We start from the raw sequence: 22,577 nt of genomic DNA on the forward strand, positions 1-22,577 counted from the left end.
GGTAATATGAGCAAGCATTTAGAAGATAATAACTTAATTGCCCGTTGGATGGATAATCGTTTAAGTAACGAGGAGAAAGAACAATTGAAAGGTTCGGGCGAACTGGATGCGCTAAAGACCGTAATAGATGAAATTGATACTTGGAAGGTAAAACCATTTGATGTGGATAGGGGTTTGACCAGGTTAAAAGAAGCGAACAAGACAGTTGTTCCTATAAAAAATAACAACAAAAATTGGTTGCGTATAGCAGCAAGTATAGCGCTATTACTTTCCTGTGGTTTAGTCTGGTATTTTATGGCAAATAGCGCCACGACCGTTGTTACCGATATAGCGGAGAAAAAAACGATAGAATTGCCAACAGGCTCTTTGGTAGAACTAGATGCTGCGTCAAGCATAGCCTATAATAAAAATGATTGGGAAAATAGCAGGATGCTTACCCTTTCTGGCCAAGCTTTTTTCAATGTTACCAGTGGTGCTCCTTTTGTAGTAAAAACCAATACGGCGCAAGTAACGGTTTTGGGCACGCAATTTAATATACGCACACAGAACAATGATTTTACGGTATTTTGCTATGAAGGTAAAATAGAAGTAACACATCTAGGCAGTTCAGAAATAATTACCAAGGGTCAAAGTGTAATGCTTACTGGTGGAAAACTTCAAAAGGCAACACATAAATCTTCTGGTCCTGAATGGTTGAACGGTGTAAGTACCTATGATAAAACTCCCCTTAGTTCTGTAATTACCGATATAAAAAGATATTACAATGTAGAAGTTAATTTACCTGAAGAGTATAAATCACTACAGTTTACGGGTACGGTTGCACATAATGACTTAGCAAACTCATTAAGCGTTATTTTTACTACAATGGAAATTCCATATAGTCTTCAAGATGGCAATACCGTTATATTTGAATAGTATACGTAAAAACATAATATGATAGTAAACAATAAGAACCGGAAAGCAGTTTTACAGTGTCTTGTTCTTGTTGTCATTGGTTTATTTTGTCATAATGCTGTTCATGCCCAAATTCCATCTAAAATCAAACTGGTTGATCACCTAGAGCATTTAAAAAATACTTATTCGGTAGATTTCATCTATAACTACACGCTTTTGGAACAGGTACTGTTACCGTCAAATTTTGACTGTGTTAATTTAACTGACTGTTTAAATGCGATACAAGAAGTAGCTCCCATAACCTTTACAGGGAATGGTATAAATTCATATCTCATCGTTCCTGTAAGAAAGGATGTGTCATTTACCGTTGAAGATGTTGCAACCTCTGAATTGCTTGGTGATATTACGGTAAAGGTGAACAATGGCAAAGAGCGGTTTTTGTATCCCGTAAAATCCAATTTTACGATTAAGAATCTGTTCCCTCTAGATTCTGTCCACATCCGTTCCGCATTTTATAATACTGTGCATTTAACAGCGTCAGAACTGTTGGCGTTAAAAACACCTCTACGCCTAGCGCATGAAATAATTCATTTAAATGAAGTTCAAATTACCGATTACTTGACAAAGGGTGTTAACGCTAAAATTAGTGATAACACTTTTCAAATTGATATGAAGGCTTTGGGTTTGCTGGCGGGTGAAACTGATGGCGATGTTTTTAATGTAGTAAAGAATATTCCTGGTGTACATACGCCAAGCGGTAAGCCAGGTAGTTTAAATTTAAGAGGAAATACTTTTGACCAATCCTTAATTGAAATTGACGATATACCTATTTACCACAATGGTCATTTTTATGGAGCCATAGCACCCTTTAATCCTACTACGGTTAGTAAAATTGAAATACAGAGAAATATCTTGGCTGCAAAATGGGGAGGTCGTGTTGGCGGACTCATACATATGACCACAAATAATACCGTACCAGACTCCACCCTATATGAAGTTCAGGCAAATACCGTCTATGCAGGGGCAACTGTTCAAATACCTTTGGCAAAGGATAAATTGGCTTTATATGTTGCCGCAAGATCTAATTATCCCAGTATTAATTCCCCAAAATTAACCGCCTTTTCTAATCTTAATTTTCAGGGCAGTCGTTTAGAGGATGTTGCCGATAATGTCAATAGTGAATTTTTTAAAGTGGGATTTTATGATATCAATTCAAAACTCGTATATGATATTAATGAAAACCATAAGGCAACCATTAGTTATATCAGTATTCAAAACCTATTGTCGGCAACTCTAGAAGATGCTGATGATAAGGATAATAAAGATTTTAGGGATTTGTCTTTAAATAACTGGGGTATGACCGTAAAGTGGGAAGGTACATTCTCAGAGAAGCTTAAAGCGCAGGCAAGGTTTAGCAAATCATCAGTATTTATAGATAATAAAAGTGAAGGTTTTTCTGCTTCAGAGCGTTCAAGTTTTGAAAAATACTCCAATACCATTGATGATACCAGGTTCATTAGCGATGTTCAATTGCAGCTAAATGAAAATACTGCGTTGGAAACCGGATATGCATTAACGGATTATAGTTTAAGGTTTGATGAAAGAAATGATGGGAATAGCGTAGACAATCGTAGAAATCAAGATGCATTAACGCATAGCATGTATGTATCGGTCAACAAAAATTGGAGCGATAAAATAACTGCCAATTTTGGGATGCACACAGATTATTACGAACCTAATAAAAGATTCTATGCAGACCCTAGAATTTCAATGAATGTAAGAACAAGTGATGCATTATACATAAAAACTTCGGCAGGTAGATCACATCAATTCATTCAAAAAAAATTAAGGGATGATTTTGATGACTTTAATAATCAGACACAATTTTGGTTTTTACCTGATCAAACCACAGCTGTATTGGAGGGTTACCAAACTATGCTTGGAGCTTTGTACAACAAATCTGGCTGGTTGGTAGATTTAGAACTCTATATTAGGAATACCAATAATGTAACGTTACAGACCAATACGGATAAGCTAGAAAAAGGTAAGCTAAAAAGTAAAGGGGGCGATCTTTTTGTAAAAAAACGTTGGAATAATTTTGAAGCACTCTTTAGTTATTCACTAAGCGAAGTAAATACCGACTTTGGACAAACCTTACCTATTTATTTTGATCAGCGCCATATTTTACACGTAACAGGGTTATGGCATTTAGACCCTATAAACTTGGCTGTCACTTGGGGTTACTTTTCCGGTATGCCCGTAGTTGTTCCGGATTTTGAAACAAATGAAGGTTCTTCTCAGAACGATTTAGATATTGAATACACCAACAGGTTTCCCCATATGCATCAATTAGATGTATCTGCTACTTACGCATTTACGAATGCCAAGAAAAGTTGGAAAGGTATTGTAGGCCTTTCATTCGTTAATCTGTACGATCAGGATAATATTGTCAATATTTTTCAGAACGAACCACCGATCAATGACCCATACCGTAAAACCATAGCCTTTGCCCCTAACCTTCAATTAAGTGTACAGTTTTAAGTCCTTAATTAATATTGGAATTTCAATTTATACTACCATTTTTTCCACGAACCAAAAATTAATTTCATTTATTTTTAAAATAAGGGTTGGGTAAAATCATAAGCTAAACGTATTAAGGAAAAGGCAAAAAAAATAGCCTGAAATAAACATTAACCTTAATACAAAAAAATGTTATGCGTAATAATAGATTAAGATGGATAATTATAATCCTTACAGTGGTTTTGGTGCAATCTTGTGCAAAAGATGAATTGGACGTTTTAGAAATTGGTGAGACAGGTACGGATGATGTTGAAACCGTAGCACAAGATTCCTTGACTGCTAGAAGACAAAACAATAGAAATAACGGTTTAAACCCTTCGGAGGAGACAGTGCAGCTTATAACCCAATGGAACGACTTGTGGTTAGTATTAGACCGTTACACTAACGGTTTAAGACCTAATACTACCGCAAGAGCTTTGGCATATATTCACTTGGCCGGATATGAAACAGCGGTTTCGGATATGGAAGGTTATGGGTCAACCAGGAATCAATTACAAGGTTTTGATCTAGATCAAGATGATAGATCCGATAATGTGGATAGAAATTTGGCGTTGAACACTTGTTATGCACTGGTATTCGATCATTTTATGTTTAGTGTATCCAACAACGCAAAAGCCGGTATTGCCACCTTGGAAAATGAGATAGCACAAGAACTATATGAAAATTTATCTCAAGAAGAAATAGAAGATTCTGAGGAATGGGGAGCATTGGTGGCAGAAATGGTCATTGCCTATAGCCAAACGGATAATGAAGCAGAGACCCAACAATTAGATCCAAACCCCGGTTCTTATGTTGCACTAGTGGGCGAAGGTCTTTGGGAGGCATCTGAAGGAGAAAGCGCTTGGTTTCCTTACTGGAACAGGGTGAGGACTTTCGTGATTTCACCGCAACAGACTTCAAGTACGCCACCACCATTTGCACATAATGCAAATAGCAATAGTGGCTATTATAATGAAATGGATGAGGTAGAACGTACGGCAACTGCGGCCAGATTGGAAGATAATGAAGACTTATGGATTTCAGAATTTTGGTCAGATGATGTTGAGGGATTGATGATGAGCCCACCAGGAAGACAATTCTCCATAGCCAATCAGCTTATAGAACAAGAAGATTTAAACTACGGGCAAACGCTAGAGTTATTGTTAAAATTAGGATTTGCCATGAACGATGCGGCAGTATCTGCCTGGGATGATAAATATACATACAATACAGAGCGTCCAAGTAGGTTTATTTTAGAATATATAAATGACGATTTTCAAACGAATCTAGCACGGTTTATTTCGTCTCCAAATCCAGCTTTCCCAGCGTATCCATCAGGTCATGCAACTTTTGCAGCAGCGGCATCCGGAGTATTTATGGACATATTTGGTGGTGATGCAATTAATTTCACCGATAGAACCCATGCCGGTAGATCAGAATTTAATGGTGCACCTAGAAGGTTCAATTCTTTTACCGAAATGGCACTGGAAAATGGATATTCAAGAATACCCTTAGGTGTACACGTACAAGCAGATAGTGATGAAGGTCTACGTTTGGGATATGAAATTTCTACTGCGGTAAATAACTTTAACCTATCCCCCAATTTCTAGTGCTTAACCTTTGGTTTGTAGAAGTTTCGCCAGTAATGGCGAAGCTTTTGCAATATCATAATCCTATCTCTACTCTCCCCTTAATTAACTGGCCTATAAGACAAAAAGTTACTTTCTATTTTTTTATCAATTTTTAAAATCAATATAATATGAAAAAGAATTTTGTCACTTTTTGCATTATGGTAATTGCTTTATGTTCGTGTAGTAAAGATGAGTATATAGATATAACAGAAGAAGAACAATTACTGGTCAATGATGAGAATGATGATACGGTCGTTAATGATAATGATGAAATTGCTGATGACCTTGCCAATGATTCGTCAATTTTGACCTTACCGGACTCTCCGTTCAATTATGCCAATATCCTTTTGCCAGAATTCTTTTTGAACAATGATGTTAGAAATGAGGATAACACTCCTAACAATAATGAAATTACAGATAACGGGGCAACTTTGGGCAGGGTATTATTTTATGATAAAAATCTGTCGTTGAACAATACCGTTTCTTGCGCATCTTGCCATATTCAACAACACGGATTTTCTGACCCAAATGCATTGAGTACCGGGTTTAATGGAGAATTAACTTCAAGAAATTCTATGGGGCTGGCCAATGCCAGATTTTATGAAAACGGTAGGTTTTTTTGGGATGAAAGAGCGGAGACCTTAGAGGACCAAACCTTGGTGCCTATTCAGGATTTAGTGGAAATGGGGCTCACATTGGCAGAATTAGAAGCTAAATTGGCAGAACAAACATATTACGCGGCTTTATTTACGAATGCTTTTGGCGATGAGAATATTACAAGAAACAGAGTAGCTTTGGCCCTATCACAGTTTATACGATCAATGGTTTCATATGAATCTAAATTTGATGAAGGCTTGGCCCAAGCACAGGATATAGAGGATAACTTTCCAAATTTTACAATATCTGAAAATAGAGGGAAGCAATTGTTTATGAGCAACCAGACAAGGTGTTTTGATTGCCATGCTACCAACGTATTTGTAGGTGACGATGCAAGAAATAATGGATTAGATGCCACTATCACGGATTTAGGCGTTGGCGGTTTAACGGGTAATAACAATGAATTGGGGGAATTTAAAGTTCCATCTTTACGAAACATAGCCTTAACCGCTCCGTATATGCATGATGGCAGATTTGAAACCTTGGCGGAGGTAATTGAGCATTACAACAGTGGCGTTCAAGACAATCCTAATTTAGATAATAGATTGACCCAAGGTAACAACGTAAGGAGATTAAATTTATCTGATACCGACAAACAGGCCTTGGTAGATTTTTTAAATACATTAACGGATAATGAGTTTGTCAACGATGAAAAATATGCGAATCCGTTCTTAGAGTAAACAGACAAAAAAGTAATTAACTATGGCTTCAAAATTATAGCATGAGTGTTATTTCTTAATAAATTATTAATAATAGAGAATTAAAAATACCGTATTGCGCATTTGGTAAAAAACAGGCATAAATAAAATGTAAATTTTAATTAGAGTGTTAAATAAAAAGCACGCACGTAAGAACTTTTTCTAATAAAGTAACTTTGATAAACTAATTTGAAAGGTACAATTAAAATTCTGAGTGATACGTTTAAGTTTTACATGTTAAAACATTGTATATGAGATTGTTGCGTGTTTGTATTTTGCCTTTTAAAAAATTAGTTTTATTTAATTTTCAACTTATAATTATTTAATTATGAAACACTTGATCGCTGTTTGTACAGCAATTTTATTAAGTTCGGTTACTTACGGGCAATGGCAGGTATCCGCAAGTTCTGGCTATGCAATTGGTAGCGCCACTATGAAATTAGGAGAACGTATTAACGCATCTTCAACAGAAAACTCATATGGTAGTTATGGTGAAGGAACAAATTTTCAAATTAGAGGAACTTATTTCTTTGATGACTCTTTTGGTTTTGACCTTGGTCTTGGGTATTTGCATGGTACGGACCAGGATGTATCAATCGTTAATTTGCCAAATACGGAAGTTAATGCGGTAGCAAGAGCACGTGCTTTTGGAGCCTCTGCCTCTGTAGTTTATAAATTCACGAATAATATATATGGCCGTTTTGGTGCATTGATAAAATTAGGCGGAAAAACTGAAGGCGTTATCTATCAAAAATCAGTTTTTTCAGAGCAAGAAGCTGAAGCTTTAGGTGTACCTAACGGTTCTTATTCCGAAACAAACTACAAAGAAGATTTCCATGGTCATTTTCCATTGGGTTTTGTGGGTGCGCTTGGGTATAAATATGATCTAGATTCTAATTTTAGTGTTTTTGCCGAGGTTGAATATTACGGTATTAGTCTAAAGCGTAAAGACTCTGAAATTTCTGAATTCAATACCGATGTAAAATTACCTGATGGTACTGTAGCGGTTAATGGTTTTTATAGCATAGACAATTTGCCGGAGGGGATAAATAGGAATACTATATATGTAGATGAGTTATCCAATACAAATACGGATACTACTCAAGAACTATCTCAAAAAGTACCTTATTCTTCTTTTGGTCTAAATATTGGGATTACTTATAAATTTGCAAAAGCGAATAAGGAATAATCTTAAAACTCTGCAGAACGCTAACCCCTATTAAAATACGTTTTAATAGGGGTTTTTAATTTCTTTTTATTTTAAGTGTAAGCCGTTTTATTGATCTTAAAAAAGATATTTTACTAATGCTTTTTAATATTTGATTGTATATCATGTCAAGTTTGTTATTCAAAAAAAATAGTAACTATTAACATGTTCAATTTTAAAAACGTATATTCAATTATTATGCATGCATAGTAAATAAAGTAAACAATAAAGAAGATGACCAAGTACAAACATATTTTTGAACCTTTGGATTTAGGATTTACGACCCTAAAGAACAGAATTCTTATGGGTTCAATGCATACCGGACTAGAAGAAGAAAAGAATGGTATAGAAAAAATTGCCGCATATTATGCTGAACGTGCTAAAGGCGGAGTTGGGTTAATTGTAACCGGTGGTATTTCTCCAAACATTCAAGGTTGGACAGGTCCTTTTTCTGCACGAATGAGTTCTGAAAAACATGCAAAACATCACAAGGTCATTACTGACGCCGTACATAAAGAGGGTGGAAAAATTTGTTTGCAAATACTACACGCCGGTAGGTACGGGTATCACCCATTTGCGGTAGCACCGTCTGCAATAAAATCGCCTATCTCTCCCTTTAAACCTTTTAAGCTCAAAAAATCCGGAATCAACCGCACCATTCGCGATTTTGTGACATCTGCAAAACTTTCAAAACAAGCAGGTTATGATGGTGTGGAAATCATGGGTTCAGAAGGCTATTTAATCAATCAATTCATTGTTGAAAGAACAAATAAGCGCACAGATAATTATGGTGGCAGCTATGAAAATAGAATGCGTTTGCCTATAGAATTAGTAAAGCAAACACGTGAGGCCGTTGGTAAGGATTTTATTATTATTTACCGTCTATCAATGCTAGATTTGGTTGAAAATGGAAGCTCTTGGCAAGAGGTGGTCGCCTTGGGGAAGGAAATTGAGAAAGCAGGGGCTACCATTATTAATACAGGAATCGGCTGGCATGAGGCCCGTATACCGACCATTGCAACATCTGTACCCAGAGCCGCATTTACTTGGGTAACCAAAAAAATGAAAGAAGAGTTATCTATTCCGCTAATTACTTCTAACAGAATAAATATGCCTGAAACCGCCGAGCAAGTTTTAGCAGAGGGTCATGCGGATATGATTTCAATGGCAAGACCATTTTTAGCAGATCCAGAATGGGTAAATAAAGCAGAAGCAGACAAGGCAGATGAAATAAATACATGTATTGGCTGTAATCAAGCCTGTTTAGATCATGTTTTTCAACGTAAGGTCGCTAGTTGTTTGGTGAATCCGCGTGCATGCCATGAAACGGAGCTTAACTATACACCAACAGAAAAAAAGAAAAGAATAGCCGTTGTAGGTGCCGGGCCTGCAGGTTTAGCAGCCTCAACGGTAGCAGCACAACGCGGTCATGAGGTAACCTTGTTCGATTCCGAAAATGAAATAGGAGGTCAATTTAACCTTGCAAAACAAATTCCGGGTAAAGAAGAGTTTTATGAAACTTTACGATACTTCACTAAACAGTTGGAAATACACAAGGTAGACCTTAAATTAAATACTAGGGTAAATGCAGAGGATCTTAAGAACGGCAATTTTGATGAAGTCGTCGTAGCTACTGGAATACGCCCTAGAACTCCCAAGATCAATGGTATAGAACATCCTAAAGTGCTTAGCTATATAGATGTATTGAAGTATAAAAAACCCGTAGGTAAACGTGTTGCCGTCATAGGTGCGGGCGGAATTGGTTTTGATGTTTCTGAATACTTGGGGCATGAAGGCGAAAGCACGGCTTTAAATATTGATGCATGGCTTAAAGAATGGGGAATTGATAAGACTTTGGAAGCACGTAGTGGCACAGAGAATATACAGCCGGAACCTCACCCATCTCCAAGGGAAATATTCATGTTTAAGCGTAGCAAAGGTAAATTTGGAGGCAATCTCGGAAAAACCACGGGGTGGATACATAGATCCACCTTAAAAATGAAAAAAGTACAGTTCATCAATGAAGTACAATACACTAAAATAAATGATGAGGGATTGCACTATACCCAAAACAATGAGCAGAAATTACTGGCGGTAGATACTGTTGTAATCTGTGCTGGGCAGTTACCATTTAAAGAACTATTGGAACCGTTGCAGGAAAAAGGTATAAAAGTACATGTAATTGGTGGTGCAGATGTTGCTGCAGAATTAGATGCCAAAAGAGCTATTAACCAGGCGTGTAGATTAGCTGCCAAAATTTAATACTGGGGTAATTGTAAAGTCTTTATTTTAAGATGGATTAATATTAAGGGATAAAAGCTTGCTGTTAACGATTACTGTTTAAGTAATTATTAATTACTATCTAATTTTCTTAAAACAGTTCCGCTTAAGGAATTCAACTCAATAGAACTTACCTCTTCCCCTACTTCATTTAAATACGGTATATCCAAATCTATTTGTACGTTAGCGGTATCACTGGCGTTTACCAGTACTAATGCACGAGAAAATTCTCTTTTGAAGAGTCCGTTTTCTAATTGCAAATAACTATCAACGGCTTCCCCAAAATTCCAATTGTATTCCTCTCGCCAAGGTGATGGGGAACTATAGGCATCTGTAATTTCTTGTTCGGAGAAATAGGTGTTACCATCGTTAACCAGCCAGTAACTTGCAAAAGCATAGTAGAATCCTTGATTATCAGAGATTGAAGTATGCGGTTGTACTAAGGTTATTTTATTTTCTGCCTCATTGGTAGCTACTTCGCTAATTTGAGGAACAAACCCCTCTGAATAATCAGATAGGTAATTTCCATTACCGAAAACAAGCCACCACTCATCTAAGGCACCATCTAAATGTTGTAAATAGCTTTCCCAAACACCAGAGTGTAATCTAGTATCCGTTATATTGGCAATACCTAATTTGTTATCTTGTTTAAGTCTGGCATTAATGACTGTTAGCATAGCTTCATAAGCAGATTGAAAGGCTTCGTCAGTATCATAATTTGCAGGATAAACATTTTCATGGTACGTATCTCTTTTATAAATAGCATTGTCCATTAATACGCCGTCCCAATCATTGGCAACCAGCTCGTTTCCCACTTGTTCTGCCCACAGTTGTTGGTATGCCGTGTTTCCAATATCCATTTGCCAATGATTTTCATAGCCCGTATATTCTAATCTATAACCATCTTCATCCTTTAAAAACCATTCAGGAAAATGGGTATCGGCATAATGAAAGCCTACTCCTGTTGGTAAATATTCATTGTCAGTTCCATCGTCTACGGCATAACTTCTGGTAGAAGAAAGGTCTTTATAGACTAATGTTTTTATATCAGGATTAACAGATTTAAATTGCCGCACATAATCATGAAACCATGCATTCATTACAATTAAATCTCGTCTCGGTGCTTCCGTTTGTATCAAGGCATCGGGTATTTCTTCGTGATGTAGGTATAACCAAAACAATTTAGTTTGGTTGACGATAGTGTCGTTAAAGGTGTCGTCAAGTACGTTTGCCGTTTCGGTAATGTCCACCTCAGAAGAATCAATGTTTTCAGCTACTGCCTCATTTTCATCACTACTGCACCCTTGACAAATAAATAGGATAGATACCACAACTAATCTTATAGTAAGCTTGTACATAAATCAATTTTAATATTAGGTAGATCTGGGAATCCGTAGTCAAATTACGGAAAATCATTGTGTTAACAACTATAATGCTAGTTGTATCCGTACATAATTAAACCCCAAAATTCCTACGCTATGCAAAAAATGATGACTTGCCTATGGTTATTTTCACTTAGTTGTACACTAATTGGCTGCTCTAACGAAGAGGCTATACTACCTGTTCAAAATAGTGAGGACACCCAAGTATAGAGCATTGAGAATACCTCTGAAGAAGAGGAAGCACAAGAACCTACAACCGAAGAAAATACTATTTTGGTAGATGTGGCTACAGAGCTAATAGCAAATGATCTTACACCCCACCCTATGCAAGACATTGCTAAACCAAATTATTTGGAAACTATAGTAGACCCTTCATTTGGGACTATTATTAGACGGATCTCTAATGCCGGACCGGGCGGAGTCATTAAACCAATGTACAGCACTATACAAGCTTGGAACGCTGATGAGACTAGAATGATTTTATACGACCAAACGAACGGAGTGCATCAATTATTGAATGGGATTACCTATGAGTTTATTCGAAATCTTGACGATGTGCGACCCGGTGATCTAGAACAACTGTTTTGGGATTTTAATGACCCTGATATTTTATATTATTTGGATGCCGCTACTAATGAGTTTGTGAAGTATTTGGTGTCTACCGGTAATAAAGAAGTATTGGTAAACCTTAAAGAAATATCTAACTGCACCGGAAGTATTAGTATGGGCAATGATGTGCAGATGATGTCTTGGGATTCTGATGTCATCGGATTTAGATGCGATAATAGCGAAACGTTTTCTTATCGAATTTCTACGCAAGAATTAGTATCCTTCAATATTGATGATATTAATTATACTGCAGCAATGCCTGCGCCTAGCGGTAATCTGTTTTATCACAATGTATCATCATACGACACAAGTGGTAATTTTAAAGCAAGACTAAACAAAAGTAAAATAGAACATTCCTGTCTAGGAAGAATGGTTGATGGTACAGATGCTGGTTTTTCCGTAACCTTTGATGCCGGTCCTAATGGCGGATGCTTGGGTAATATAGTGGCGTTCAATTTAAATACAGGAGATTGCCTACCCGTAATTTCTGAAGATTTAGGATATGACTATCCAAAAACAGGTACACATATTTCTGCTGTTGCACATAAAAACCCGGGTTGGATAGCTGCTTCCATGATAGGCTTTGAAGGCGATGGTCAATCTCTGTTAGATCAAGAACTGGTAGTTGCCCGTGTGGAGCCCGGCAATGTAAATGTGTACAGAATTGGTCACCATAGAGCGGATGAAGATGAATTTGATTATTGGGGAGAACCACATGCAGTAATTAGCCCCACTGGTACAAGAGTACTTTTTGGCTCAGATTGGAGCGGTAGCGAAGATGGCATTTCTGTAGAATCTTACGTGGTAGAATTGCCTTCGTTTAATTAGTGAATTGTAACTGTAATGAATGTTTACTGAAATTCTACATTTACTCTAATAAGGCTAATAAAAAGGGAATTTCCGATAGATCAAAAAAGCAATATCTTTGAGTATAGAAATTAATTTAAAATTAAAGGTATTAAATGGCTACTGAATCCCATATATCGGTTAACGGACATACGCATGTGCTCTATAAAGCAAATGCACTATCTCAAGTAGAACTCGTGCAACAGAGCCGGGATTTTTATGAGCATTTAGACGAAAGAAGATCAGTACGGGAATATGCAGATACCCCTGTACCAAAAGAAGTAATTGAAACTCTTATAAAAACGGCATCTACGGCACCTTCTGGTGCACACAAACAACCATGGACTTTTTGTGCTGTTTCCAATGCTGCGTTAAAAACTAAAATTAGGGAAGCTGCCGAAGCAGAAGAAAAAGTAAGCTACGAAAGTAGAATGAGCGAACGTTGGAAAAAGGATTTGGAACCTATGGGGACAAATATGTACAAGCCTTTTTTAGAAATTGCGCCTTGGCTAATTATCGTATTCAAAAAAGTGCACGATATAGGTGAGAATGGAGAAAAGGTTAACAATTATTACGTAAATGAATCTGTTGGTATAGCTTCAGGTATGTTGATTACGGCAATACATAATGCAGGACTGGTAACATTGACGCATACTCCAAGTCCTATGAACTTTCTGGCAAAACTCTTAAATCGTCCAAGTAATGAACGCGCATTTTTGTTACTACCGGTAGGGTACCCAAAGACACCAACCTATGTGCCAGATATTAAAAGAAAACCAATTGAGACCATTTCCGAATTTTACGAGTAAAGCTTTAATTAGGGTACTATAGAAAGCTTATTTTTAATATTTTAATACTTTCTAAAACGGAAAGCTCTATGCCGCTATTTACTTTTATCACCCTCAGTTTTATTTTTTAATATGATGGATTGGGCAAGATGGTTCGCTAGTATTTTGTCAACCAATTCATCTTTTGTCAAGTGATGAAAAATAGTATGGACCTTAGTTTTTAATTCTTCCGATACTTCTCTGTTCGGTTTTGTTTTAAATATTTTCTTGGCCCATAATAAAGTGTTGTTCTCTTCAATACTTTTGGCGTCCGCTTTTTGATATTTAGAAAAAGAAATACCCAATTCTTTTTCAAAATCGAAAACTTCTGCAACCTCTTCTTTTTGTAAAATGGTCAAAGAAAGTCCCTTTGCCCCTGCTCTGGCCGTACGTCCACTTCTATGCACGTAGGCATCATAGGTGTCCGGTAAATGATAATTTACTACGTAACCCAATTCTTTAACGTCTATACCTCTGGCAGCCAAATCGGTAGCCACAAGAATTTTAATGTGTCCCTCTCTAAATTGCCCCATAATGCGATCTCTAATAGGTTGAGATAGACTACCGTGCAACGCTCCCGAAGAAAATTTATTTATCGCCAATTTTTTTGCCAGTTTGTTTACGGCGGCCTTGGTCTTACAAAATATGATTCCGCTTTGTCCCTCTTTTGAATTCAAAAAATGAGTTAATACATCTAGTTTTTCAATGGGCTCCACAACTACATATTTATGATCAATGCCTTTATGACCAAGAGTAGACATATCATCTTCAATATGCACCACATGTTTGGACATATAATTTTGCACCATTTGTTTAATGGCACCGGACATGGTTGCAGTGAATAGAAAAGTACGTCTAGCTTTAGGTATGCTAGCAATAATGGTATCTAAATCGTCTTTTAATGCAGTTACCATTTCATCGGCCTCATCTAAAACCAAATACTTCAGTTTAGTAATATCTAAAGCTTCGCGTTTTACTAAATCAACTAATCTACCAGGTGTAGCGACAATAATTTGGGTAGGAGTTTTAAGTACCTCTATTTGAGGTTTAATGGGAATACCACCACACAAAGCAGCAATGGAAACATCAGTATTATTTGAGGTATACGATGATAAGTTGGCATAAATCTGTTGTGCCAATTCTCTTGTTGGTGCTAAAATAACAGCTTGTACAGCTGTACTTTTGCTGTTTATCAATTGCAATAATGGTAGACCAAATGCAGCGGTTTTTCCAGTTCCTGTTTTTGCTAAGGCAACAAGGTCATCCTTTTTGTCCAAAATAATAGGAATGCATTTCTTCTGAATAGAGGTGGGTTCGGTTATCTGTAATTCATCTAGACTTTTTTGTAAATCCTTAGAAATTCCTAAATCTGAAAATTGGCTTGGCATAAAATAATTTTGAACAAAGATAGGTACACTTTTAGTAGCCAAGACTAATTACGCGTAAAGGTTGTTTATAAATTGTAGAATAACCTCAGGGTATATGTAGATGTGATGGAAAATAAAAAGCTTGCACCATTAAAGAAATGGTGCAAGCTTAATAATTTAAATGGTTTAAGGGTTATGATATCCCTGTAAGAGGATGTGTCTTATTTTTTAACATTTACAAAACCTCTCAATGGTACTAGCTCTTCCATTTTGGCAATGTTTAAACCTTGATTTTCAGCAGTGCCAAAATCACCAAGATCATTGATATCAACACCTTCAGTTCCACGAGGTAAATCATAAGACTCCCCAACAGATGCGGACCCATAGCCTAAATCTTTCATTGATCCAGCAGTAATTCTACTTAATGGATTCTCTCCTAGATTTAAGAAACCGGTCATTAACTCATTGTTTAGGGTAGATTCTCTCCAATGACCTAAAGCAGTACCAGGACCGCCCATGTTCTCAATAGGTAATTCGTTTGTACCACCTTCGGCATTCCAGAACACGTTGGCTTTTTTTCCTGTAAAATACGGGTTGCTATCAGGTCCTGCTCTAAGGGTTCTGTCAAAGCCAAAAGGAGCTGTGTTCCATAATGTACCAATACCTAAAACGTGGCCCATTTCATGAACAATTACTTCTTCAAATAAATCTATTTCCTCAAGAAAATCAAGATCATCCACATCAAAGAACATAACTCCGGTCAATGATAAGAAATCTTCAGTTCTAACAAATTGAGGACCTGCTTGGCCTAAAATTCCACCTGGTCCATCTATTGGCGCCAAGGCAACTTCAATTACCAAATCATCTATAGTTTCAATATCAGGAAAACCAGCGAAAGCAGAAGGAATAGGTCCGGCTACATCTGGTACATCTTTAATAATAATTCTTTCCCATCTTGCTGCCGCAGCTTCAAAAACTTCAACTTGTCTTTCGGTGGGTGGTAACAAATACTTTAAAGTAATATTATAACGGCCTTTGGTTGCGTTACTTGATTTTGCGGATTGTATATTGGTAATCCCCAGATCATCAATAATTATAGGATTATCAGTGGGGGATTTTAAGGCAATTTCAAGCGTCTTAACTTCCTGCACAGTTTCAATTTCTGTATCTAATTTTTCCTCTGAACAAGATGTGAACATCAAAGTGCTAAAGGCACATGTAATCGCTAAAAATTTACCGGTTTTAAAAGCATTTTTCATAAAATATATAGTGTTTAATGTTTTAAGTGTACTGTATTACAATTTAGGTAATAACATTATGTTAAATTTAACATAATCATTATAAATTTGCAATATTTAAATCAAAATTTCCACAAAATCCATCTCTCTATACCATTTTTATACCATTTGTCGCCTTGTAAAAACAAGAGGTCATTACTGCGTTCTACCCTGAACTCAATAGGTTGGTTATATATATGTCCGTTTTTCCAAGCCATAAAACAGGCTATAAGTTTATCGATCTCCTCATCTTTTGTAAGATCCATATCCAATAGATATAAGTCTTTAACCAACGGCACTATTTCTTTTGGTGTATGAACATCATAGTGAATTAGAGGCGATAATCTTATAATCTGCTCATTGGGTTTATTGCCCGTTGCAGCTTTTAAGAACATCATAGCAATGTAATTGGCGGTGTCTGGCGGTTGATATAATATGGTTTTAGCTTGGTGTAAAACAGTTTCTTTAAAAAAGTTAAGCTGCGGTTTCCATGTAGAAAATCGAAGTTTTTTTCTTCTAAATTGAAGGGCAATCTGTTTCCAGTTCCAAAAGTCCCTTTTAGAATCTGCTGACATTAAGGAATTGCTGGTGCCAAGAGAAATTACACGAATGGTCTTAAGGTCAACACCAAGCTTGTATGCTTCAATGATTCCCGCTAAAATAGGATTGTTGAATCCGCCTAAGGCTCCGTCCCATAGCTCATAGAAAATATTGCTTCCCTGTGCTTTGAACCTTGCTGGAAAATCAAAATATTGAACCGGTGCATTTGAAGATGCATTTATGGCCTGTGTTAATCTTACGGAGTCGTCCGTGTCGGGGTTGTTTGAGAACGACTTGAAAAATTTAGCTCTATTGTTTAAGGCATCATACGTGGCGACTATAATTTTCAACGAATCTTTTCCAATATGTTTTGGCAGTTCATTCATTTGAATTTTATCTATTTGGGGAAATAAATGTTCAAATGCCTCTTTTTTGCGTTTGGTACTATATTTAGGTCCAAAACCGGCATTGAAAAGTCCCAGATAATCCACGGGAAAGTATCGATCTTTAAATCTGTTTTTATAAAAAATAGCTGCCCTGTTCTTCTCTTCTTTAAATAAAGAGATGGCCTTGTCAATAGTATAGTCTTCAGCTAAAGCAGCCAATACAATACTACCACCTGAATTGGCAATGACCAAGTCAAATTTGTTCAAAATCTGATGACCATTTATATTACCATATCTGTCCTTTAGCGTAAGTAATTGCATAATTGCCCAACTACCGCCGCCGTCTAATGATAGAATTTTATACATGTGTTTATGGAATACCTAGTAAGGTTAAATGATGTAATAAATGAAAAGGACGTGGGAACTACCTTTATTAGACATCTTAAAGTTAGTGAATTATCAGATAGAGCCATTATAGGATGTTCTTAGAATTTATGAGGATATTATATTTTAATACGACCAATTAAAGTTCTGTTAATAAAAAAGAATGAACGTTCATTTTCTGTAACTTTGTACAAAGATTTTAATTCATGGCAGCACTTCAAAAAAGTATAGACAAACGCAACGCATTAATAAATGCAACTATAGAGCTTGTTAATAACGACGGCTTTCATGCAACGCCTATGAGCAAAATAGCTAAAATGGCATGTGTTTCTCCTGCCACTATTTACCTCTATTTTGAAAACAAGCAAGATTTGGTAAACAAGACATATTTAGAGGTGAAATCAAGTTACACTGCTTACGCTTTTGCTACTTATGATGAAACCATGTCGGTCAAAGAAGGTTTTGAAGTAATCTGGAAACGAATTGCTGAATTTAAACTGAAAGAAGATGCCTACGCCATGTTCTTGGCCCAATGTGATAATACGCCCATGATAGATGAAGAAAGCAGACAAGAAGGAATAAGGCATTTACAACCCTTGTTAGATGTATGGAAAAGAGGAATTAAAGAAGGAGTCATAAAACCCATGTCAGATTATATGTTGTATGCCTATGCTATAAATCCGCTTTCCTTTTTAACCATTGCTCAAAATCGTGGTGCCTTAGTTTTGGACGACAAACAGTTGGAACAAGCTTTTGAGGCAGCTTGGAGCAGTATAAAAGTATGCGAATAGGATGAAAAAGACAGCTATTATTTTGGGAGCTTCTGGTTTAACGGGTGGCTTGCTTTTAGAGAAACTTATTGTTGATGATAGATATGAAAGCATAAAGTTGTTTTCAAGATCTAACATAAAGGGTTTGCCCAATAAAGTGAAGCAGTATATAGGTAACCTTTTAGAATTGGAACACTTTAAAAATGATTTTACCGGTGATGAAGTCTATTGTTGTATAGGTACCACCGCAAAAAAGACTCCGGATAAATCTTTGTACAGAGACATTGATTTTAGTATACCTGTAGCCGCGGCAAAATTGGCGAAGGCTAATGGAATCAACACTTTTTTGGTTATTTCCGCAATGGGCGCAAATAAGAAAAGTAGTGTTTTCTATAACCGTACTAAAGGAGAAATGGAGCAAGAAGTTTTAAATCAGGCAATACCGAGAACTTCCATTTTAAGACCCTCTTTAATAGGCGGGGAAAGAAACGAACAACGATTACTAGAAAAGATAGGTCTGGTAGTTTTTAAAGTAATTCAGCCCCTATTCATTGGTCCCTTAAAGAAATATAGAATAATTAATGCCGACAGTATTGCACAAGCAATGCTCAATTTGGCAAATACCACGAGTAATACCGATGTTATAATTACGTCGAATGATATAGAACAATTAGCAAAAACAACTTAATTAAGATTAGATAATGGAATTATTGGATAAATTGAATTGGAGATATGCAGCTAAAGCCATGAATGGTGAAAAAGTTGCCGAAGATAAAGTGGAACGCATATTAGAGGCGGCACGCTTGGCTCCTACTTCTAGTGGCTTACAGCCTTTTGAAATTATAGTGGTTAAAAATCAAGATATAAAAGAACAGATTAGACCGGTAGCATGGAACCAATCTATGATTACAGATTGTTCTCACCTTTTGGTATTTGCCGCTTGGGACACGTATACGGAAGAACGCATTAACTATATGTTCGACCTTACCAATGAAATTCGTGGTTTTAAAAATGAAGGTTGGGAAAACTATAGAAAGATGTTGTTGGATTCATATCCACAAAAAGATGAAGAGGAGAATTTTAACCACGCGGCAAAGCAAGCTTATATTGCTTTTTCACAAGCCATTGCTGCGGCAGCTTTTGAAAAAGTAGATGCAACGCCTATTGAGGGTTTTGATCCTGCAGCTGTAGATAAAATATTGGGTCTTCGTGAAAAAGGATTAAGAAGTGCGGTATTATTGCCGTTAGGCTATAGGAATGAAAGTGAAGATTGGTTGGTGAACCTTGTAAAGGTGAGAAAACCAATGAAAGATTTGGTTACTGTTATAGAATAGTAAAGCCAATGAACAATTAAAAATTAAAAGAGAAAGAAAATGAACAATTTTGAATTTAAGAATCCCACCAAAATCATTTTTGGAAAGGATACGATTAAAAAAATAGAAAGTGAAATACCCGCCAATGCAAAAGTACTTATGCTTTACGGTGGCGGAAGTATTAAGAAAAATGGCATTTACGATCAGGTAACCAAGGCACTGTCCAATTTTGATGTTATTGAGTTTGGCGGAATTCCTGCCAATCCAGAATATGATACATTGATGAAGGCGTTGAAGGTTATTAAGGATGAAAATATATCTTACTTATTGGCAGTAGGCGGCGGTTCTGTAATTGATGGGACAAAATTCCTTTCTGCGGCAGCTGTTTATGAAGGTGACACCCCATGGGATATACTAACCAAAAAGGTAAGAACACAAAAAGGAATGCCATTTGGTACGGTTTTGACTTTACCGGCAACAGGTTCTGAAATGAATTCAGGAGCGGTAATAACAAGAGCGGAAACAAAGGAGAAATTAGCCATGGGCGGACCAGGATTGTTCCCAGAGTTTTCCGTACTTGACCCACAAGTGATTACATCTATTCCTGAACGTCAATTGGTAAACGGAATTACCGATGCTTTTACACATGTTTTGGAACAGTACATGACGTATCCTATAGAAGCATCGTTACAAGATAGATTTGCAGAAAGTATTATGCAAACGTTGATCGAAGTAGCGCCAAAGGTGATTAAAGATCCTACCGATTATAAACCTGCGGCCGATTTTATGTGGAGCTGTACCATGGCCTTGAACGGATTAATTCAAAAAGGAGTACCTGGAGATTGGGCCGTGCACATGATGGGGCATGAATTAACCGCGTTGTTCGGTATTGATCATGCACGTACATTGGCAATTGTGGCACCAAGTCATTACAAGTATAATTTTGAGGCCAAAAAGGAAAAATTGGCTCAATATGGCGAACGTGTATGGAATATAACCGAGGGAAGTGTTGATGACAAGGCTTATGCGGCTATTGAGAAAACCGAAGCTTTCTTTCAAGAATTGGGCATAGATACCAAATTGTCAGATTATACTAAAGAATACGAAGGTACTGCTGAAGAGATTGCTAAACGTTTTACCGAACGAGGATGGAAATTAGGTGAGCGACAAGCTCTAATGCCAGAAGACGCTGAAAAAATCGTAAAAATGGCTTATTAACATTAAGTTTGAGTGTTGAAAAAGGGGGTGTCTTTACAAAAGGCATCCCCTTTTTGTTGTAAAGGAGCTATACAAGGTTTTTAGGTTATGAACAAATAAGATAAAACCAATATCTTCGCGCGCATTATGTGGATGTACCTTGGACTTTTAGCGGCGTTATTTTTAGGATTACACAACTTATGCAAAAAACATGCTGTACAGGGCAATGAGGTTTTTCCTGTATTGTTGGGTACGATCTCATCGGGGTTTTTATTGCTCCTGCCCTTTTATTTTGGCTCCTTGCTCTTCAAGGAATATATGGTGTCCATAGATTTCTATATCACCAATATTCCTCTTGAAACTCACGGATTTATTGCAATTAAATCAGCTATCATGGCAGCATCATGGGTGCTGGCCTACCAAGCATTAAAACATTTGCCCATAACCATTGTTACGCCCATAAGATCTGCGGGACCATTTTTTACTTTTATAGGTGCCATTACCATTTATCAGGAAAAACCGAATTCATGGCAGTGGATCGGTTTTTTTCTTATCATATTTTCTGTGATTCTCTACTCAAGAATCGGTAAAAAAGAAGGAATCCATTTTAAGAGAAATAAATGGATTTTTGCTATTGTTGGAGCAACTTTTTTAGGAGCTTCAAGCGGTTTGTACGATAAATTTTTAATTCAAAGCTTAGCCTTGAATCCGCAGACGTTGCAATTTTGGTTTTGCTTTTACACGGTTCTATTTTTATTGATCATACTTACGGTAACTTGGTTTCCTTATGCCGAAAAAAGAAAGGCATTTACTTGGAGATGGACCATACCATTGGTGGGTATTTTACTTCAAATTGCAGATTACTTTTACTTTAAGGCATTACAGGATCCAGATGCATTGATCATGCTTTTATCGGCCATTAAACGAAGTCAAATTCTTATTGCCGTGGTCATAGGTGGCTTTATCTTCAAAGAGCAAAATAAGCGTGAAAAGCTAGTTCCATTGGCAGGTATTATGCTGGGCGTTTTTCTAATACTATATAGCTAGTGCTTAAATATTCCTTCTAATTGGTATTGCCCCCTTGTAGGTAGTATCTTTGCACATGAACAGCTCGTTTAATTTGTATCATTAGCTATGGCATTTAAAAAACTGAATCCGCATTTACTTGAAAGGTTGACAGCATTGGCAATTGAAAAGCCCACTTCACTTCAGAAGAAGAGTATACCGGTTATTAAAAGTGGAGCAAATGTATATTGTTATGGTCCTAAGGAGAGTGGAAAAACCACCGCTTTAATTTTGACAACTTTACAAAAATTACAGTGCAAGGCAGACGGTAATGCGCCTAGAGCAGTGGTCGTTGTTGAAAACAAAGAAAAAGTGCTGGAGCTCTATGATAAGTTTTTTGAGTATACCAAGTATACGGATATGAGGCTCTATGCCAGTTATAAAGAACTGCATATAGACATTCAGAAGTCGGAAATTTTTGAGGGGATCGATGTATTGATTACCACCCCTACTACCCTACATAAATTGTTTTTGTTAAATGGTGTAAGTACTTCGCAATTAAAAATTTGCAGTATTGATGACGGTGATTTTTTAATTCAGAAATCCGATTATATCGCAATGGTTACGGTTTCACAAAGTATAAGAAAATGCCAGTATGTACTATATGCCGAAAAATTATCTCCAAAATTAGAGCGATTTGAAGATTTCTTCATGGAACGTGCACAGTATGTCTCTGAGTAAATACATT

General features: G+C 36.7%; 18 protein-coding genes. 14 read left to right on the forward strand and 4 right to left on the reverse strand.

The window, feature by feature from the left end:
- Positions 1 to 6 precede the first annotated feature (6 nt).
- The 6 genes from PXC01_RS11515 (at position 7) to PXC01_RS11540 (ending at position 9,908) form a co-directional block, all read left to right on the forward strand.
- A complete protein-coding gene (locus tag PXC01_RS11515; RefSeq protein WP_276472447.1) occupies positions 7 to 915 on the forward strand; it encodes a FecR family protein in 909 nt (302 codons plus the stop codon).
- An 18-nt stretch (positions 916 to 933) separates the two neighbouring features.
- Positions 934 to 3,435: a TonB-dependent receptor plug domain-containing protein gene (locus PXC01_RS11520; RefSeq protein WP_276472448.1), complete on the forward strand. Its 2,502-nt coding sequence runs from the start codon at positions 934 to 936 to the stop codon at positions 3,433 to 3,435.
- Positions 3,436 to 3,608: 173 nt separating this feature from the next.
- Positions 3,609 to 5,063 carry a vanadium-dependent haloperoxidase gene (locus tag PXC01_RS11525; protein ID WP_276472449.1) on the forward strand — a complete coding sequence of 485 codons (1,455 nt, stop codon included), beginning with the start codon at positions 3,609 to 3,611 and terminating at the stop codon, positions 5,061 to 5,063.
- Positions 5,064 to 5,212: 149 nt separating this feature from the next.
- Entirely contained in the window at positions 5,213 to 6,421 is a 1,209-nt protein-coding gene (locus tag PXC01_RS11530; RefSeq protein ID WP_276472450.1) for a cytochrome-c peroxidase, read from the forward strand.
- Between the two features lie 346 nt (positions 6,422 to 6,767).
- Positions 6,768 to 7,628: an outer membrane beta-barrel protein gene (locus tag PXC01_RS11535; protein WP_276472451.1), complete on the forward strand. Its 861-nt coding sequence runs from the start codon at positions 6,768 to 6,770 to the stop codon at positions 7,626 to 7,628.
- Between the two features lie 252 nt (positions 7,629 to 7,880).
- Positions 7,881 to 9,908 (forward strand): NADPH-dependent 2,4-dienoyl-CoA reductase, encoded by a 2,028-nt coding sequence (locus PXC01_RS11540; protein WP_276472452.1) that lies wholly within the window; start codon positions 7,881 to 7,883, stop codon positions 9,906 to 9,908.
- 89 nt (positions 9,909 to 9,997) lie between these two features.
- On the opposite strand, the gene PXC01_RS11545 is transcribed toward PXC01_RS11540, so the two are convergent.
- Positions 9,998 to 11,284: a putative glycoside hydrolase gene (locus PXC01_RS11545; RefSeq protein WP_276472453.1), complete on the reverse strand. Its 1,287-nt coding sequence runs from the start codon at positions 11,282 to 11,284 to the stop codon at positions 9,998 to 10,000.
- Positions 11,285 to 11,632: 348 nt separating this feature from the next.
- Here PXC01_RS11545 and PXC01_RS11550 point away from each other — a divergent pair, with 348 nt between their 5' ends.
- Both PXC01_RS11550 and PXC01_RS11555 read left to right on the forward strand, forming a co-directional pair.
- Positions 11,633 to 12,745, forward strand: a complete 1,113-nt coding sequence (locus PXC01_RS11550) for a hypothetical protein (RefSeq protein ID WP_276472454.1) — start codon at positions 11,633 to 11,635, stop codon at positions 12,743 to 12,745.
- 134 nt (positions 12,746 to 12,879) lie between these two features.
- Positions 12,880 to 13,572 carry a nitroreductase family protein gene (locus tag PXC01_RS11555; RefSeq protein ID WP_276472455.1) on the forward strand — a complete coding sequence of 231 codons (693 nt, stop codon included), beginning with the start codon at positions 12,880 to 12,882 and terminating at the stop codon, positions 13,570 to 13,572.
- 74 nt (positions 13,573 to 13,646) lie between these two features.
- Here the strand turns inward: PXC01_RS11555 and PXC01_RS11560 are convergent, their stop codons facing one another.
- The 3 genes from PXC01_RS11560 to PXC01_RS11570 all read right to left on the reverse strand — a co-directional run bounded on the left by PXC01_RS11560 (position 13,647) and on the right by PXC01_RS11570 (position 17,526).
- On the reverse strand, positions 13,647 to 14,978 hold the full coding sequence (locus tag PXC01_RS11560) for a DEAD/DEAH box helicase (RefSeq protein ID WP_276472456.1): 1,332 nt from the start codon (positions 14,976 to 14,978) through the stop codon (positions 13,647 to 13,649).
- Positions 14,979 to 15,178: 200 nt separating this feature from the next.
- Positions 15,179 to 16,216: a leishmanolysin-related zinc metalloendopeptidase gene (locus tag PXC01_RS11565; RefSeq protein WP_276472457.1), complete on the reverse strand. Its 1,038-nt coding sequence runs from the start codon at positions 16,214 to 16,216 to the stop codon at positions 15,179 to 15,181.
- 101 nt (positions 16,217 to 16,317) lie between these two features.
- The gene (locus PXC01_RS11570) at positions 16,318 to 17,526 is read right to left on the reverse strand and encodes a patatin-like phospholipase family protein (RefSeq protein WP_276472458.1); all 1,209 of its coding nucleotides are present in this window, start codon (positions 17,524 to 17,526) and stop codon (positions 16,318 to 16,320) included.
- Positions 17,527 to 17,750: 224 nt separating this feature from the next.
- Between PXC01_RS11570 and PXC01_RS11575 the strand changes: the two genes are divergently transcribed.
- From PXC01_RS11575 to PXC01_RS11600, 6 genes are all read left to right on the forward strand, one after another.
- Positions 17,751 to 18,335 carry a TetR/AcrR family transcriptional regulator gene (locus tag PXC01_RS11575; protein WP_276472459.1) on the forward strand — a complete coding sequence of 195 codons (585 nt, stop codon included), beginning with the start codon at positions 17,751 to 17,753 and terminating at the stop codon, positions 18,333 to 18,335.
- A gap of 1 nt (position 18,336) precedes the next feature.
- Entirely contained in the window at positions 18,337 to 19,002 is a 666-nt protein-coding gene (locus PXC01_RS11580; protein ID WP_276472460.1) for an NAD(P)H-binding protein, read from the forward strand.
- Between the two features lie 13 nt (positions 19,003 to 19,015).
- Complete coding sequence (locus PXC01_RS11585; protein WP_058102788.1) at positions 19,016 to 19,648, forward strand: nitroreductase family protein; 633 nt, start codon at positions 19,016 to 19,018, stop codon at positions 19,646 to 19,648.
- A gap of 39 nt (positions 19,649 to 19,687) precedes the next feature.
- On the forward strand, positions 19,688 to 20,845 hold the full coding sequence (locus PXC01_RS11590) for an iron-containing alcohol dehydrogenase (protein ID WP_276472461.1): 1,158 nt from the start codon (positions 19,688 to 19,690) through the stop codon (positions 20,843 to 20,845).
- A gap of 126 nt (positions 20,846 to 20,971) precedes the next feature.
- Positions 20,972 to 21,871 carry an EamA family transporter gene (locus PXC01_RS11595; protein ID WP_276472462.1) on the forward strand — a complete coding sequence of 300 codons (900 nt, stop codon included), beginning with the start codon at positions 20,972 to 20,974 and terminating at the stop codon, positions 21,869 to 21,871.
- A gap of 87 nt (positions 21,872 to 21,958) precedes the next feature.
- Entirely contained in the window at positions 21,959 to 22,570 is a 612-nt protein-coding gene (locus tag PXC01_RS11600; RefSeq protein WP_276472463.1) for a DEAD/DEAH box helicase, read from the forward strand.
- Positions 22,571 to 22,577 lie beyond the last annotated feature (7 nt).

This window comes from Maribacter huludaoensis (genome assembly GCF_029350945.1).
Taxonomy (GTDB): Bacteria; Bacteroidota; Bacteroidia; order Flavobacteriales; family Flavobacteriaceae; genus Maribacter; species Maribacter huludaoensis.

What these genes read in the sequence shown, in the direction of transcription:
- PXC01_RS11530 (WP_276472450.1), top strand. Translation starts at nt 5,213, where the DNA reads ATGAAAAAGAATTTTGTCACTTTTTGCATTATGGTAATTGCTTTATGT.
- PXC01_RS11540 (WP_276472452.1), top strand. Translation starts at nt 7,881, where the DNA reads ATGACCAAGTACAAACATATTTTTGAACCTTTGGATTTAGGATTTACG.
- PXC01_RS11535 (WP_276472451.1), top strand. Translation starts at nt 6,768, where the DNA reads ATGAAACACTTGATCGCTGTTTGTACAGCAATTTTATTAAGTTCGGTT.
- PXC01_RS11545 (WP_276472453.1), bottom strand. Translation starts at nt 11,284, where the DNA reads ATGTACAAGCTTACTATAAGATTAGTTGTGGTATCTATCCTATTTATT.
- PXC01_RS11600 (WP_276472463.1), top strand. Translation starts at nt 21,959, where the DNA reads ATGGCATTTAAAAAACTGAATCCGCATTTACTTGAAAGGTTGACAGCA.
- PXC01_RS11585 (WP_058102788.1), top strand. Translation starts at nt 19,016, where the DNA reads ATGGAATTATTGGATAAATTGAATTGGAGATATGCAGCTAAAGCCATG.
- PXC01_RS11515 (WP_276472447.1), top strand. Translation starts at nt 7, where the DNA reads ATGAGCAAGCATTTAGAAGATAATAACTTAATTGCCCGTTGGATGGAT.
- PXC01_RS11575 (WP_276472459.1), top strand. Translation starts at nt 17,751, where the DNA reads ATGGCAGCACTTCAAAAAAGTATAGACAAACGCAACGCATTAATAAAT.
- PXC01_RS11555 (WP_276472455.1), top strand. Translation starts at nt 12,880, where the DNA reads ATGGCTACTGAATCCCATATATCGGTTAACGGACATACGCATGTGCTC.
- PXC01_RS11550 (WP_276472454.1), top strand. Translation starts at nt 11,633, where the DNA reads ATGCAAGACATTGCTAAACCAAATTATTTGGAAACTATAGTAGACCCT.
- PXC01_RS11580 (WP_276472460.1), top strand. Translation starts at nt 18,337, where the DNA reads ATGAAAAAGACAGCTATTATTTTGGGAGCTTCTGGTTTAACGGGTGGC.
- PXC01_RS11560 (WP_276472456.1), bottom strand. Translation starts at nt 14,978, where the DNA reads ATGCCAAGCCAATTTTCAGATTTAGGAATTTCTAAGGATTTACAAAAA.
- PXC01_RS11595 (WP_276472462.1), top strand. Translation starts at nt 20,972, where the DNA reads ATGTGGATGTACCTTGGACTTTTAGCGGCGTTATTTTTAGGATTACAC.
- PXC01_RS11570 (WP_276472458.1), bottom strand. Translation starts at nt 17,526, where the DNA reads ATGTATAAAATTCTATCATTAGACGGCGGCGGTAGTTGGGCAATTATG.
- PXC01_RS11525 (WP_276472449.1), top strand. Translation starts at nt 3,609, where the DNA reads ATGCGTAATAATAGATTAAGATGGATAATTATAATCCTTACAGTGGTT.
- PXC01_RS11590 (WP_276472461.1), top strand. Translation starts at nt 19,688, where the DNA reads ATGAACAATTTTGAATTTAAGAATCCCACCAAAATCATTTTTGGAAAG.
- PXC01_RS11565 (WP_276472457.1), bottom strand. Translation starts at nt 16,216, where the DNA reads ATGAAAAATGCTTTTAAAACCGGTAAATTTTTAGCGATTACATGTGCC.
- PXC01_RS11520 (WP_276472448.1), top strand. Translation starts at nt 934, where the DNA reads ATGATAGTAAACAATAAGAACCGGAAAGCAGTTTTACAGTGTCTTGTT.